Consider the following 14,734-nt stretch of genomic DNA (forward strand, 5'->3'; position numbering starts at 1 on the left):
GTGGACCTCTGTAGTCTGATCGACCGCAACGCGGCGTTTGCGCCAGACAAGACGGCCATCGCCTTCGAGGGGGATCGGCTGAGCTACGCGGCGTTTGCCGTGCGTATCGAGCAGACCGCCACGGCCTTGAAGCAGGAGCTCGGTGTCGGCCGGGGCGATCGCGTTGCGATCCTCAGCCTGAACCGGCCGGACTATCTGGTTCTGCTCTATGCCTGCGCGCGGCTCGGGGCGATGCTGGTGCCGTTGAACTGGCGGCTGGCCGTCGCCGAACAGCTCTTCATTCTCACCGATGCGGGCGCCAAGGTGCTGGTGCTCGAGCAGGCGTTTGGGGGAGTTCTTTCCGAGCTTGTGCGGACAGCGCCGGGGACATCCGTTGTTGGCCTCGACTTTGCGCCGCCGCGCGGCACGACTTTCGAAAGCCTGCTGGCGCATAGCGATGGCACCAGCCGAAATCCGCACACCGACCTCTCCTGCCCGCTCCTCATCGTCTACACGTCGGGAACCACCGGCCGACCGAAAGGCGCGGTGCTGCGCCAGGAAGCGCTGTTCTGGAACGGCGTCATGAGCCAGCACATGCACAACATGACGTCCGACGATCACGTGCTGACGGTGCTGCCGTTCTTCCACGTCGGCGGTCTCAATATCCAGACCACGCCGGCGCTTCAGCTTGGCGCGACCGTCACGATTCACGCCCGCTTCATGCCGGATACGGCGCTCGCAACGATCGCGCACGATCGACCTACGCTGACGGTGATGGTGCCGGCGATCATTCAGGCCGTAAGCGAGCATCCCGCTTGGACCACGACCGATCTCTCGTCGCTCAAGGCCGTGGCCACCGGTTCGACCATCGTACCGCTGCACCTGATCGACCGCTTTGTCGCGCGCGGTGTACCGGTGCTTCAGGTCTATGGTTCGACGGAAACCTCCCCCATCGCGATCTATACGCGGCTTGGCGGCGATCTCTCGCGTGAGGGATCAACCGGACTTGCGGGTCTGTGCTGCGAAGCGCAGGTGATTGATCAGGCCGGCCGTGAGGTGCCGGCGGGCACTCCAGGGGAGATCGCGGTGCGCGGCCCCAACGTGTTCTTCGAATATTGGGGTAATGCGGACGCCACGCACGATGCGCTGCAGGATGGCTGGTATCGCACCGGCGATATCGGCCTGTGCGACGCTGACGGCTATTTCTGGATCCGCGACCGCAAGAAGAACTTGATCATTTCCGGCGGGGAGAACGTCTACCCGGCCGAGGTCGAGCGCGTCTTGCTGGAACACCCCGATGTCAGCGAATGCGCCGTGATCGGCAGGCCGGACCCGCGCTGGGACGAGGTACCGATCGCTTATGTGATCCGGCGATCCGGCTGTCGGCTCGAAGCGGAGGAACTGAGAGCGCATCTCCAGGCGCAGCTTGCGCGCTACAAGGTTCCGCGCGACATCGTCTTCGTCACCGACCTGCCGCGTACGGCGCTGGGCAAGGTCCAGCATTTTCTGCTGAAGCAGCTTGATGCGCAGTCGCGCGCACGAGGAGAGGCATCTTGAAGATAGCAGTTCTGGGTGGAGGAAACGGCTCTTTCGCGGCCGCAGGCGATTTTGCGCTGGCGGGACATGAGGTCCGGCTCTGGCGCCGCGATGCAGATCAGGTCGCCGCGCATCGCGCCGAGGGCTCGCGCATCCTGGTGAAAGACCATAGCGGTCGCCACGACATGAAGCTGGCACTGGTGACGACCGACATCGCCGAAGCCGTGAACGGTGTCGAACTGATCTTGTGCCCTGCCCCCGCCTTCGCGCAGCCGGATATCGCGCGTTTGCTTGCTCCGCACCTGCGGGACGGCCAAGTCGTGTTTCTGCCGCCCGCGACATTCGGCTCGATGATCTTCGCGAAGGCCGCGCAGGACGCCGGCAACCAGGCCAGGGCGAGCTTTGCCGAAACCGGCACGCTCCCCTGGCTCACCCGCAAGCACGGGCCGTTCGAGGTCGCGATCACGATCCGCGCGAAGCGGCTGCCGGTCGGCGTCTTTCCGCTCGACCGGGCGCCACAGGCACTCGAAGTGATCGGACGCGCCTTCCCCGACGCAATCGAACCCTGCGGAGATGCGCTGTCCGGCGCGCTGATGAATGCAGGTCCCATCATCCATCCGCCACTGATCGTGATGAACGCCGGCCCGATCGAACATTTCGAGCGATGGGACATCCACAAGGAAGGAACGCAAGCCTCAATCCGCCGGGTGACCGACGCGCTCGACGCCGAACGGATCGCGGTACGCGAGGCGCTCGGCTACGGTGCACCGCATTTCCCGCTCGCTCACCACTACGCGAAGGAGGGCGAAATCTGGATGTATGGGCGCGGCTCGCATGACCGGCTGACGGACTCCGGCGACTGGCGCGAGCGCATCGTGCTGACCGAGCACCGCTACATGCGCGAGGATTTGCGGCTTGGGCTATCGCTTCTGGTGTCCGTCGCCGGCGTTGTGGGCGTGGCTACGCCGCTGGCCAAGGCTTTCCTCGCCATCGGTGGCGCGATCTGCGGTGAGGATTTTGCCCAAGGCGGCCGAACGCTCGATACGCTTGGTCTTGGCAGCCTCAGCAAGGCCGAATTGCAGACGCTGCTTCGCAATGGATTCTGATCGATGACCAGTCGCGCCAACATCGCCTGTCTCGGGGCCGGCCGCATGGGGCGCGGCATCGCCGTCGCGTTCGCCTATGCGGGGCACCGGGTCACGATGATCGACATCAAGCCCCGCTCCGCCGAGGACTTCGCCAAGCTGGAAGCGGATGCGCTCGGCGAAGTCAGGAAGACATTTGCGAGTCTCTCGAACCTGGGACTGCTGGCCGAGGCAGATGTCGATCCGCTCATCGCGCGTGTCTCGGTGGTGGCGGCCGGCCAGAGTGGCGCAGCGCTTGCCAATTCCGGTATCGTTTTTGAGGGTGTCCCTGAAGTCGTCGAGCTCAAGCGGGAGGTGCTGGGGGCGGCCTCAAGGCAGGTAAAGCCGGGCACGATCATTGCATCGACCACGTCGACCATCCTCGTCGACGATCTCTCAGGCGCGATCGTGAACCCTCGCCGCTTCCTCAACGTGCACTGGCTCAACCCGGCCTATCTGATCCCGCTGGTCGAGGTTTCGCCCGGAAAAGCCACTGACCCCGCCATCATCGACGAGGTCAAGGCGCTGCTTGAAGGCATCGGCAAGGTTCCGGTGGTCTGCGCGGCGACGCCCGGCTTCATCGTCCCGCGCATCCAGGCGCTGGCCATGAACGAGGCCGCACGCATGGTCGAGGAAGGCGTCGCCAGCGCGGAGGAGATCGACAAGGCGATCCGCTACGGCTTTGGCTTCCGCTACGCCGTGCTCGGACTGCTCGAGTTCATCGACTGGGGCGGTGGCGATATCCTCTACTACGCGAGCCGTTACCTCGAAGGCGCACTCGGCAGCGACCGCTATCGCGCGCCGGACGTCATCTCGCGCAACATGCACGAAGGCCGGATCGGCCTGCGAACTGGCGCAGGCTTTCTCGATTATTCCGGGCTCGATGTCGACGCCTATCGGGCAAAGCGGCTTCAGGCCATGGTCGACCTGCTCCGGCATTTCGAGCTGGCTCGCCCGCCAGTACTCGATCGCGACTAGCCGAAGACATCCTGAAGCACGCCTTCCCGCACAACCGCGACGCCGTCCAGCTCGATGGTGGTCCCCATCATCGGCAGGTCGAAATGGCCCGCCGTGTAGCGGCCGGCGAATTCGTTCGCCCCGGTCGAGAACAGGAAATTGCCGGAGACGGCACGTATCTCCGTGCCATTGGTGTCGCGCTGATCGTACATCGACAGCGCTTCATAGCGCGCGGCCGGATTCATGCCGAAACCGACATGCGAGACCGCATAGGCCTCGCGATCGCCCCAGGCGGCGAGATAGGCACGCATCATCGCGGCATCCGTGCCCTCGCCTTCCAGCTCGACGACGTAATCGTCCTTCAACGTCATCTTCACGGGGGATGTCAGGTAGCGCTTGAAGGTCAGGTTGATGTCGCCGGGCACCATCACCAGCGTGCCGTTGATCGTTCCGCTCTTGGGAAAGCTGACGACGATGCCACCCGGCCAATGCGCCAGCGTGCCGGGCTTGTCGGTCCAGCCCCATACGCCAACCGTTGAAGCACCGACCATGTCCACGTCGAGCGCAGTGCCAGCTTTGGAGGTGACCCGCATCCGCCTGGTCCCGCGGAGCATCTTCGCCGCTGCGCGAACGCGTTTCTCGAGTGCGGGGTCCGGCACCATCCGCTCCAGCGCCTCCGGGTGCTCGTTGGAGATCACCAGAATCCGCGCGCCGGCCTTGAGGATCTCAGGCGTCTCCACGGCGTGCATCAGGCCCTCGATGGTGCAATCCACCACAAAGCCGGCCTGCTGAAGCGCGCTGATCACCGGGCCGAGCCGCTGGATCGCCTCGCTCGCCCCTGTCGAGCGAACCGGAACGATATTGCGATTGCGCGGCGTCGGCATCACCACATGAAATGGCCGCGCGCCCATCCGCAGCAGCGCGAGTTCCGCCAGATGCACATTCAGCGCACGAGATTGCGTCTCCGAGAGGATCGCCGCGGTATCACCGGCCTTGACGGCGCATCGTTCGAAAATCTCGCAAAATGCGTCGATCCATTTTGCCTCGATGCGATCAGCCAGCATGGTTCACTCCCGGTATCGTGGTTTCTTGTTCCGTCAGATCACGCTTCGGGAAAGCCCCGTAGGAGGTACGATCGCACGGCACCCAGCAGCGCATTCAGGATCAAACCCAGCAGCGAGATCGTGATCAGCGGCACGAACATGTCGACGGCCTGGAACGTCCGGGCCGCCGTGACGAGGGCATGGCCCAGCCCGTCCGTCGACGTGATCATCTCGGCCAGAAACACTACGATGCAGGAAATGACAAGGCCGATCCGGCAGCCAGTCAGGATCGACGGCATCGCCGCCGGCAGCACCACCTTGAAGAGGGTTTCATAGCGCGGCGTCCCCGCCGCCATGGCCGACCAGATCAATTTCTGCTCGACGGTCGAGGCGCCGTAGTAGGTGGATAGAAGAATGGGAAACAGCGCATCCGCGGCCACCAGCGTGATCTTCGATCCGTGGCCGAAGCCGAGCAGCAGCAGCAGCGCCGGATAGAGCGCAACCTTTGGCAACGGAGCTAATACGCGCACGATCGGCCGAACCACGGCATTGATCGCGGGACTGGCGGCAGCGGCGATGCCGATGCTGACGCCGAGCACGACCGCAATCGCAAAGCCGGCAAACAGCCGGATCAGGGTTGCCGCGATTTCCTGCTGAAATGTCCACGTCACGAGCTGCTGGAGCAACCGGCTGAAGACGAATCCGGGCGGCGGCAGCAGGACCGCAGGCGCAAAGCCGAATGACACCAGGCCTTGCCAAACCGCGATCACCAGCACGATTGGCGCAAATCCGAGAAAGACATTTGATGGGAGAATACGCGGCGTCATGAGAAGCTCAACGGTATGTCGAACTGCGGTTCGGACCAGCGCACGAGCCTGGCGCGGACCCGCTCGAAGATCGCGTCGAGGCAGATGCCCATCGCCCCCACGATGATGATCATCGCGAAGACCGTGTCGTATTGGCCCATGTCGAGCGCATTGAACAGGATGTTCCCGGCGCCGGACTGGCGAGCGATCATCTCGCTGGTAATCATCGTGATCAGCGCCAGCACCAAACCCGTCCGGCACCCGGTCAGGATCTCCGGCAGTGCCGCCGGCAATACGATCCGGACCAGGCGTTGCAGGGGCGAGAGCCCCATGGCCGCGCCTGACCACAACATCTTCTCTTCGACCGCCCTGGCGCCCTCAAAGCTATGATAGATCACGGGCAGGCTGACGCCGAGGAAGATCACCAACGTCTTCGCGATATCGCCGACCCCCAGCCACAGCATGATGATCGGCATCAGGGCCGCCTTTGGCACCGGGTAGATCACCATCAGAAGCGGATTGAAGAAGGCCGCAACCGCACGGCTGCGTCCCATCAGCAGGCCAAGAGGAATCGAAACAAGCACTGCAACACCGAATCCGATTGCCATGCGACGCAGCGAGGCCAGGATGTTGATCAGCGACTCCTTGTCGCCGAGAATATCCGGAATTGCCCGGATCGCCTCGATCGCCGTCGGAAAGCTGTCGTTCTTCAGCCCGAGCGAGGCAACCTGCCATATCGCCAGCAGCCCGATGCAGGCGAACACCGGGGCAGCACGTCTGGCGGAGGTAGCCAGCAATGTCATGACGGCGATCCGGTCTCGTCGACCTCGTCGAACATGCGCTCGATGTCGACGACGTGCTTCTGGTAGCGCGGATCGAGCAACAGCTCGTTGCGGCGGCGCGGCCGCGGCAGATCGATATCGATCACCTGCCGGATGCGGCCGGGCGATTTCGACATCATCACAACCTTGTCCGACAGGAAGACGGCCTCATCGACCGAATGGGTGACGAACAGCACCGTCTTGCGGTCGCGCTCCCAAATGTTCAGGAGATCGTTCTGCAAGCGTGTCCGGGTGTGCGCGTCGAGCGCACCGAACGGTTCGTCCATCAATAGGACTTCGGGATGGTAGGCGAGCGTTCGGGCCAGCGCCACGCGCTGCTTCATGCCGCCCGACAGCTCCTTGGGATAGAAGTTCTCGTAGCCCTTGAGGCCGACCATCTCGATCAGCGCCCGGCTCTGCGCTTCGGCCTCAGGCGTCCGCACGCCCTGCTGACGCGGCCCGTACATCACATTGCCCAGCACGGTTTTCCAGGGGAAGAGCGCAAACTCCTGGAATACTGGCCCGCGATCCGGACCGGGTCCTGTGATCGCCTGTCCCTTGATCTTCGCCGCGCCACTGGTTGGGCTGACGAAGCCCCCGACGATGTAGAGCAGCGTCGACTTGCCACAACCCGACGGACCAAGGATGGAGACAAAGGCGCCCTCGTCGATCGTCAGCGAGATGTCCGACAGCGCCAAATGGTCCTTGCGCGCCGAGGTCTGAAAAACCTGCGAGACGCGGTCGATCTCGATGATCGCAGAAGCCGGCTTTTGTGACGTCACCGGTCCCACCCATTGGCTCGATCTCGAAGGCACTACCTTCATCCCGTCTCTCACTTCACTCGCGCACGAACGTCGCACAACTTGTCTGCTGGATGTCCTCCATCAGCGGAAGGAGCTTAGCAAGAAACTTGCCAGACAGGTGGCCGTTCTCGCACAGGTACGCCGCGTCATTCGAACCAGGGCCATTCTGCCGGCCCCTCATGCGTAACCGCTCCGCCCGGCGCCTGGCCAACCAGTCGCGCATATTTTGCGAGCGCGCCTGCGCGGTGACGCGGCGGGCGTGGCTTCCAATCACGTCGGCGCGCCGCGAGCTCCTGCTCGTCGGCCAGCATATCCATCCGCCGGTTTGCAGCATCAATCCGGATTCTGTCGCCGTCGCGAACAAGGGCCAACGGACCGCCAACGAATGCTTCGGGGGACACGTAGCCGATGCACATGCCGCGGGTCGCTCCGGAGAACCGCCCGTCAGTGATCAGGGCCACCTTTTCGCCCATGCCCTGCCCGTAGATCAGCGCTGTGACGCCGAGCATCTCGCGCATGCCGGGGCCGCCGACCGGCCCCTCGTTGCGGATCACCAGAACCTCACCTGCCTTGTAGCTGCGGTCACGAACCGCTGCGACACAAGCCTCTTCGTCTTCGAAAACGCGCGCGACACCCTCGAAGAACTGGCTCTTCAAACCTGCGACCTTGATGACCGCACCGTCCGGACAGAGGTTGCCCTTCAGCACCGCCACACCGCCATCCGGCATGAGCGGCGCACTTGCCGCGTAGACGACCTCACCGTCCGGCGCGTTGGCCCCGCCATATTCTTCGGCAAGCGTGCGGCCGGTGATGGTGATGCAGTTACCATCGATGTGACCGCTTTGAATCAGCTCCTGGATCACCACGGCGGCGCCACCAATATCGTAGACATCCTTGGCCGTGTATTTGCCCCCGGGCCGCAGGTTTCCGATCAGCGGCGTCCTGGCAAAGACTTCACCGACGTCATCGATCGTGAATGCGATGCCGGCCTCGTTCGCGATGGCCGGCAGATGCAGCGCGGCGTTGGTCGAACCGCCTGTAGCAGCGACGATCGCTGCGCCGTTCTCCAGTGATTTCCGCGTCACGGTGTCGCGAGGCAGCGGCCCACCGCGTTCCAGCATTTGCATGATCAGCCGCCCGGCGCGACGCGAGATCTGCGCGCGTTCGGCGTAGACACCGGGCACCATCGAGACATTGGGAATGGTGAGCCCCATCGCCTCCGACACCATTCCCATGGTGTTCGCAGTAAATTGGCCGGCGCACGCACCGATCGTCGGCAGGCAGGCGCGCTCGATCCGCTCCAGCGTGGCGCCGTCGATCTCTCCGGTCATGAAGCTGCCGACAGCCTCGTAGGAGTCGAGCACCGTCAGCGTTCGCCCGTCCACGCGCCCCGGCAATGAGCTGCCGCCGTAGATGAAGATCGACGGCACGTTGCAACGGACCATGCCCATCATCACGCCGGGAAGGGTCTTGTCGCATCCGCCGTATCCGATCAGCGCGTCATAGGCGAGACCATGAACGACGGCCTCGATCGAGTCGGCGATCAGCTCGCGAGAAAAGAGAGAGAACTTCATTCCCTCGTGATTCATGCTGATCCCGTCGGAGACCGACACGGTCGAGAATTCGCGCGGCGTGCCGCCGGCCTCCTCGATGCCCGTCTTGGCTGCGGCCACCTGGAAGTCGTGGGTCATGTTGCAGGGCGTCTGCTCGCCCTTCATGCTGACAACGCCAACCATCGGCTTGGCAATTGCCGCATCGTCCAGTCCCATTGCGCGCATGAATGCGCGGTGGGGGGCCCGGTCGAGGCCGTCGGTCGTTATCCGTGATCGCAACTTCTTCATAATTGCATCATCTTCGTGCGATGTCCCGCACGCGGCGGGACATCGCTACTGCATCTCTCAAAAAGACGGCGCGAACACTTATTGCAACGGTGCGACGATCGTCGGATGCTTGAACTGTGCGACGTCCAGCTTTGGCAGCATTCCTGTCTCGGCGTAGATGTCCAGCATCTTCTGGATCGCCGGGAAGTTCGGCGCCGCGCCCGGATCACGACCAAAGTCGTTGTCCTTGAGCAGGTAGGTCTCGAGCACCGGAACAGGCGCTTTCAGCACCTCGGACACGACCTTTAGGGTCTCTTCGCGGTTCGCCAGCGCCTTCTTCATGCCCGAAGTGATGTCGCGGACATAGGCTTTGACCAACTCCGGGTTCTTGTCGACGAAATCGGCGCGGCAGGCTTCCAGGATGTGCACGATGTTCGGCATCGCTTGAGACAGCGAGAACAGTTTCCTTGTGCCGCCTTTCGCTTCTGCGCGTGCGGCAAACGGCTGGTTCATGTTGACCGCGTCGACGCGGCCCTGGCGCAATGCGTCCTCGGAGACGGCAAAGCCGACCTCGACCAGCTTGATATCCTTGGCCGGATCAACACCATTCTGCTTCAGGAGCAGGTTGAAAGGCCCTTGCGTGCCGCCGCCGATCACGGAAATGCCGACGGTCTTGCCCTTGAGATCGGCAATTGTCTTGATCGGCGAGTCATCCATGACAGCCCAGTAGACCGAGAAACCGCCGGGCTTCTCAAAGACGTGCTGAGCCACGATGTAGGCCTTGAGATTGCCGCCGACCACACCGTTGGAGAGCGACAGCGGCGCCTGCGTCGCGCAATCCAGTGCGCCTGCCGCCAATGCCTGCGTCATCGGCGCTGTACCCTGAAATTGGGTCCATTCAATGTTGTAGGTCTTGCCGAGATTGGGAAATTCAGCCGGCCTGCGCATCATCCAGTATTTGGATTCCTCGGCCGGGATGGTCCATCCGACGCGGATCGTCTGCTGCGCCCATGAGGGGCTTGCGCCCGCAATCAAGGCCGCCACCGCCCCCGTTGCCAGCATCAACCTCGAAACCGTTCGCATCGCGCCCACTCCGTTGCTCCGGCGCCGACCAGCGCCACCCAACCCGACCGGTCCAAATGTTTCATGGTTCAAACAATCAGGCAAGCCATGCAAGCTGTCCGGTTTCGCGGCGGGACGCGCCATGTATGGTAAAGCGGCAGTCGCGCGCCGTCGTGCTGCGACAGGAGGAGGCAACCTATGGCTGATGCGAGCGAGACAAACCCGCAAAGAGTCGAGCGGTTCGGCTATCTCGGCCTTGGACTCATGGGAACGCCCATGACCCGGCGCCTGCTCAAGGCCGGCTATCAGGTCAGCGTCTGGAACCGATCAGAAGGCAAGGTCGCTCCACTCGTCGAAGCCGGCGCAAGGCATGGAGCCAGCCCCCGCGACATTATGGCAGGCTCGGACATCGTCTTCATGTGCGTGACGGACGCCGCGGCCGTGGAAGAGGTGATTTTCGGAGCCGAAGGTCTTTCAATGGCTCCCGGCGCAGGCAAGCTCGTCGTCGACTTCTCGTCAATCCATCCCGACGCCGCGCGCGACCTCGCAACACGACTGAAAGCTGCGAACGGCGCGCGCTTGATCGATGCACCGGTGTCCGGCGGCACCAAGGGCGCCGAGGAAGGCACGCTTGCCATCATGGCCGGCGGGGATGCTGCCGACATCGAGAGAGTGCGGCCCTATGTGCTGACTATGGCCCGCAGGTTCACTCACATGGGTCCCACCGGCGCCGGCCAGACCGCAAAACTCTGTAACCAGGTGATCGTCGGATGCGCGATGGCCGTTCTCGCGGAAGCAACACGCCTTGCCGTGAACGCCGGAATCGACGCCAATCGGCTGCCGGAAGCGCTCGCGGGCGGATTTGCGGATTCGATCCCACTTCAGCTCTTCGTGCCGAGGATGGTCCAGGGCATTCACTCACCGCCGCTCGGCCATATCGCCACGATGCTCAAGGATCTCGATACGGTTGCCGATGTCGCGCAGACGACGTCGACACCGGTGCCAATGGCTACGCTTGCGGGACAACTCTTCCGACTGGCCAAAGCCGCGCGAGGCGCGGATGCCGACGCGCTGGAGATCTACAAGCTTTCAGCGGCAGAGCATTGAGCCACCGGGCGCGACCTGAAATGCGTTACGGTGTCTTCTTGCGTTCATCGTCGGCCAGGAACCGGCCATACGCCCCACGAGCAAACAGCAACGCATCCTTGGCATTGTAGGCATAGGCTTCGACCGCCCCCAGAAAGATCACGTGATCGCCGCCATAGTAGCGATTGACGGAGCGGCATTGAAAATTGGCGACGCTCTCGGCAAGCACGGGAGCGTCGCCGAGCCCCGGCGTCCAGTCGACGCCAGCGAATTTATCGTCGGACGATTTCGCGAAGCTGTTTGCGAGCGCCTGTTGCGAAGCGCCGAGCACGTGAACGGCAAAATGGCTTGCGTTCTGAAACACGGCCAGGCTCGAAGAATAAACTCCGAGGCTCCAGAGGACGAGAGGCGGATTCAAGGAGACCGATGCAAAGGAATTGCAGGTGATGCCACAAGGCTTTCCATCAGGAGCCGCGGCGGTGATGATCGTTACGCCTGTTCCGTAAGTGCCGAGCGCGGTGCGAAAGTCGCGGGGGTCGATCGACGAGCTGTCGCTTGCGAGTTCGTTGGCTGGATCGGGAGCGGCCGGCTGCTTCGGCAGATCATTCATCGGCCGGCCTCACAGCGTAAGGTTCTCGGACGGCAGGCCCAGTGCCACGCGTCCGTAATTGGTCCCAGCCGTATCGAAATTGAATGCGAGATGCGAGTTGATCGCGTGCGCATCGCGGAACTGCCGCTGCAACACGCCCGCCGTGAAGAGGCCGCGCGCCCCGCTCGCCGCAAATAGCATTGAGACCGCGTCGGTACATAGATTGACCGAGAAAGCACCGTCACGTCGGTACCTGGTCTTGGTCGCTATGTCCGGAATATGGCTGCGTCGCGCGTCCTCCATGGCATCGATACAGGCCGAACGCATGATCCGACGCGCAGCATCGATCTTGGCCGAGGCCTCCGCGATCTTGATCTGCGTGCTTTGGAAGTCGCTCAGCTTGGCGCGGTTGTAGGTGGAAATGCGATGACGGGCGACCTCGATATAGTCGTTCAGGCACGCCTGCGCATTCCCCAGCGCGACGCCGGACAGGACGTAAGGAAACAGCGAGAATACGGGTAGCGCATACAACGGATTGGGATTGACCTTGCTTCCAGGCGCCCGGCCGCCGGCAAGCTCTCCGACGGCAACCGTCATATGGTCGGCCACGAAAGCCTCCCTGACTTCCACGTCGCAAGACCCCGTGCCGCGCAATCCCGCGACATTCCAGGTGTCGAGTACCTTGTAGTCGTGTTTCGGAAGCAAAAAGATCCGATACTCGATGCCGTCTGCTTCATCGTCAGAGGAAACCACGCTTGCAAGCATGTTCCATTCGCAGGACGCAACGCCCGAGGAGAATGGCCAGCTTCCGTGCAGTTGGTATCCGCCCTCGACCCTCGTGGCGCGGCCCGCAGGAAAGATGAATGAGGATGCAATCAGCGCATCCGGATCACGGCCCCAGACCAGATCCTGCGCCTTTTTCTCGAACATCCCGAGCATCCAGTGATGGCTCGCCAAATTGGCGAGATTCCAGGCGGCCGACGCGTCCGCTTGTCCGAGCAGATCGGCGCAATCAATCAGGGCGACATAGTCGAGCTCGGCACCACCAATGCGCTTGGGCTGGAGCATCCGGAACAGGCCGGCGCCGTGCAGGTCCCGTTCGGTCTCGGGCGGAAGGTAGCGCAGCTCTTCGGTTCGGGCTGCCCGCTCTCGCAGTCGTGGCACGAGCGCCCGAGCCTTCGCGATCATTGCCGCATAGGCGCGTTCGCCGGATTCCGGCCCCGCAGGCTGGCCCACGCTCGGGTCTTGACCAGGCGCCATTCGCATCCCTCGCTTTCCCACATTTATGCGGCGGGAACCTCGCCAAATCAAGCCGATGCAATGCTAGCACCGTGTGGTCGCCCTGACCCCCGGGCTGCTTGAAAGGATGCGATGCCGCAAACGGCCGCGTCGCGAAGCAGAGGTCGGCACGCCGCGATGCCCGCCCCTCAAGGTTAACCATCCGGGCTCAAACCGAGGGCTTGCCTGATCCAAAGACGCCCCTTTGAGTGAGCTCTGTGATCCGACGCTGGTCGTAACCTAGCGTGTCACGCAAGACGTTCTCGGTATGCTCGCCCAACAGGGGCGCTGCAACGGGATCGATCGTGCCGGTCAGACTCATGGTAATCGGGGTTTCGATGTTGGGGATCCAGTCCGCAGTAGGATGCGGAATCCGGCTCAACCGATGGCGGTCGCGGGCCTCGGGTGCGTTAAAGCCCTCTTCGACGGTGCGGAGATAGCCGACCGGAATATTGGCCAGCTTCATTTTCGCCATCCAGTTCTCGAGGGTATCGCTTGCAAAGATCTCCGCAATGGCCGCCCGCAACAGCTCCTTGTTCTCGGAGCGGGCTTTGCGCGTCGCAAATTGCGGATCGGTGATGAGATCGGGCCGGTTCAGCACCTCGACGACCAGCCGGCGATAGAGCCGGTCGTTGGCGCAGGCCATGTAAAGCGGTCCATCGGAGGCCTCGTAGACGCCGACAGTGGGAGACCCGCTCGGCGAATTGCCGAACCGTCCGGGGTTCTCACCGTTGATCAGATAGGCCATGCCGTAGAAGCTCGTCATCGCCATGGCGATGTCGAACAGAGCCACCTCGACATGCTGGCCACGGCCGAGCCGATCGCGCGCCAGCAGGGCCAGAAGGATAGCGTTACAGGCGGTCATTCCCGTCGCGATATCCACGATGGGCGGGCCGGTGCGGACTGGAGGACCGTCGGCAAATCCGTTGAGCGACATGAAGCCGCTTTCCGCCTGCGTGATCGGATCAAAACCGGGACGCGAAGCGAACGGCCCGGTGCGCCCATAGGCGGAAATCGAGCAATAGACCAGCCGAGGATTGAGCGGCGCGACCGCTTCGTAGTCGAGGCCGAATTTCTTCATGACCCCGCTCGAGAAATTCTCGACGACCACGTCGGCTTTGCGAATCAGATCCAGCGCGATCTCGCGGGCTTCGGGCACGGCGAGGTCGAGCGCGATACCGCGCTTGTTGCGGTTCAGGCTGAGATAAGCGGCGCTCTCGCCGCCGGTTTCGGCGTGTTCATACGCGCGCGTGTCGTCGCCGCCGTCCGGGTTCTCGATCTTGATGACGCGCGCGCCGAAATCGGCGAGCGTCTGTGTGCAGGCCGGGCCAGCAACCACGCGGGTGAAATCGACGACCAGCAGACCATCGAGCGCCGTAGGCCCTCCCGTGACTCGCGACGAACGTTCCGGCAATTGAGGCTTGGTGGACATCGATGGTGCTCCCTTACATCGGCTTATGGTCGCCGAATTTCCTGCAGGAGCAAACTTAAAGCCCGGCGCCACCAACTCCGCAAGTGCTTCAGCCACATCGTCTGAAAACGCAAAATGGGTCCGGCAGCCGTCAAGCTGCCGGGCCTCTCGACATTTTGGGCGTGCAAGGCTGCACCGCGTCTCGCGCGTGCCGTTCTACGCCACGAACGCCGCGTTCCGCATCACGGGAAACACCCGCGCCCCCAACTCAGCGCAGCCGTTTTCGCCAGTAAAGCGTATGCGACCAGGCCCAGGGTATCTCGGGGTCATAGAGCCGATAGCCAGCCTGGATGAAATTATTGGCAGAGACGCGGAGACCGCAACGGCGCGAGCAACTGGCCCCGCGCCGCGGGCCGGCA

The 14,734-nt window shown here is 63.1% G+C and carries 13 protein-coding genes and 1 pseudogene; 4 read left to right on the forward strand and 10 right to left on the reverse strand.

Annotation, left to right across the window (positions count from 1 at the left end; genetic code table 11):
* From XI09_RS32040 to XI09_RS32050, 3 genes are read left to right on the forward strand one after another with little or no spacing between them, the layout of a single operon-like run.
* A complete protein-coding gene (locus XI09_RS32040) occupies positions 1 to 1,536 on the forward strand; it encodes a class I adenylate-forming enzyme family protein (RefSeq protein WP_271570420.1) in 1,536 nt (511 codons plus the stop codon).
* Entirely contained in the window at positions 1,533 to 2,621 is a 1,089-nt protein-coding gene (locus tag XI09_RS32045; RefSeq protein WP_271570421.1) for an NAD/NADP-dependent octopine/nopaline dehydrogenase family protein, read from the forward strand. Before XI09_RS32040 ends, XI09_RS32045 begins: the two co-directional genes overlap by 4 nt.
* 3 nt (positions 2,622 to 2,624) lie before the next feature.
* Positions 2,625 to 3,617 (forward strand): 3-hydroxybutyryl-CoA dehydrogenase, encoded by a 993-nt coding sequence (locus tag XI09_RS32050; RefSeq protein WP_271570422.1) that lies wholly within the window; start codon positions 2,625 to 2,627, stop codon positions 3,615 to 3,617.
* Here XI09_RS32050 and XI09_RS32055 read toward each other — a convergent pair.
* The 6 genes from XI09_RS32055 to XI09_RS32080 form a co-directional block, all read right to left on the reverse strand.
* A complete protein-coding gene (locus XI09_RS32055; RefSeq protein WP_271570423.1) occupies positions 3,614 to 4,660 on the reverse strand; it encodes a peptidase M29 in 1,047 nt (348 codons plus the stop codon). The two genes, XI09_RS32050 and XI09_RS32055, sit on opposite strands and share 4 nt — an antisense overlap.
* A gap of 38 nt (positions 4,661 to 4,698) precedes the next feature.
* A complete protein-coding gene (locus tag XI09_RS32060) occupies positions 4,699 to 5,466 on the reverse strand; it encodes an ABC transporter permease (protein ID WP_271570424.1) in 768 nt (255 codons plus the stop codon).
* Complete coding sequence (locus XI09_RS32065; protein WP_271570425.1) at positions 5,463 to 6,248, reverse strand: ABC transporter permease; 786 nt, start codon at positions 6,246 to 6,248, stop codon at positions 5,463 to 5,465. The genes XI09_RS32060 and XI09_RS32065 overlap by 4 nt, the downstream gene beginning before the upstream one ends.
* Positions 6,245 to 7,090, reverse strand: a complete 846-nt coding sequence (locus XI09_RS32070) for an ABC transporter ATP-binding protein (RefSeq protein ID WP_271570426.1) — start codon at positions 7,088 to 7,090, stop codon at positions 6,245 to 6,247. Before XI09_RS32070 ends, XI09_RS32065 begins: the two co-directional genes overlap by 4 nt.
* A gap of 125 nt (positions 7,091 to 7,215) precedes the next feature.
* A complete protein-coding gene (gene ilvD, locus XI09_RS32075; protein WP_271570427.1) occupies positions 7,216 to 8,910 on the reverse strand; it encodes a dihydroxy-acid dehydratase in 1,695 nt (564 codons plus the stop codon).
* 78 nt (positions 8,911 to 8,988) lie between these two features.
* Entirely contained in the window at positions 8,989 to 9,972 is a 984-nt protein-coding gene (locus XI09_RS32080) for an ABC transporter substrate-binding protein (protein ID WP_271570454.1), read from the reverse strand.
* 177 nt (positions 9,973 to 10,149) lie between these two features.
* Here XI09_RS32080 and XI09_RS32085 point away from each other — a divergent pair, with 177 nt between their 5' ends.
* Positions 10,150 to 11,058, forward strand: a complete 909-nt coding sequence (locus tag XI09_RS32085; RefSeq protein ID WP_271570428.1) for an NAD(P)-dependent oxidoreductase — start codon at positions 10,150 to 10,152, stop codon at positions 11,056 to 11,058.
* Between the two features lie 25 nt (positions 11,059 to 11,083).
* On the opposite strand, the gene XI09_RS32090 is transcribed toward XI09_RS32085, so the two are convergent.
* The 4 genes and pseudogenes from XI09_RS32090 to XI09_RS32105 form a co-directional block, all read right to left on the reverse strand.
* A complete protein-coding gene (locus XI09_RS32090) occupies positions 11,084 to 11,647 on the reverse strand; it encodes a flavin reductase family protein (protein ID WP_271570429.1) in 564 nt (187 codons plus the stop codon).
* A gap of 9 nt (positions 11,648 to 11,656) precedes the next feature.
* On the reverse strand, positions 11,657 to 12,886 hold the full coding sequence (locus XI09_RS32095) for an acyl-CoA dehydrogenase family protein (RefSeq protein ID WP_271570455.1): 1,230 nt from the start codon (positions 12,884 to 12,886) through the stop codon (positions 11,657 to 11,659).
* A gap of 187 nt (positions 12,887 to 13,073) precedes the next feature.
* Entirely contained in the window at positions 13,074 to 14,336 is a 1,263-nt protein-coding gene (locus XI09_RS32100) for a CaiB/BaiF CoA transferase family protein (RefSeq protein WP_271570456.1), read from the reverse strand.
* 247 nt (positions 14,337 to 14,583) lie between these two features.
* A pseudogene (locus XI09_RS32105) lies at positions 14,584 to 14,685 on the reverse strand (GNAT family N-acetyltransferase); the annotation flags it as partial.
* Positions 14,686 to 14,734 lie beyond the last annotated feature (49 nt).

The sequence above is a fragment of the Bradyrhizobium sp. CCBAU 11386 genome (genome assembly GCF_028128955.1).
Taxonomy (GTDB): domain Bacteria; phylum Pseudomonadota; class Alphaproteobacteria; order Rhizobiales; family Xanthobacteraceae; genus Bradyrhizobium.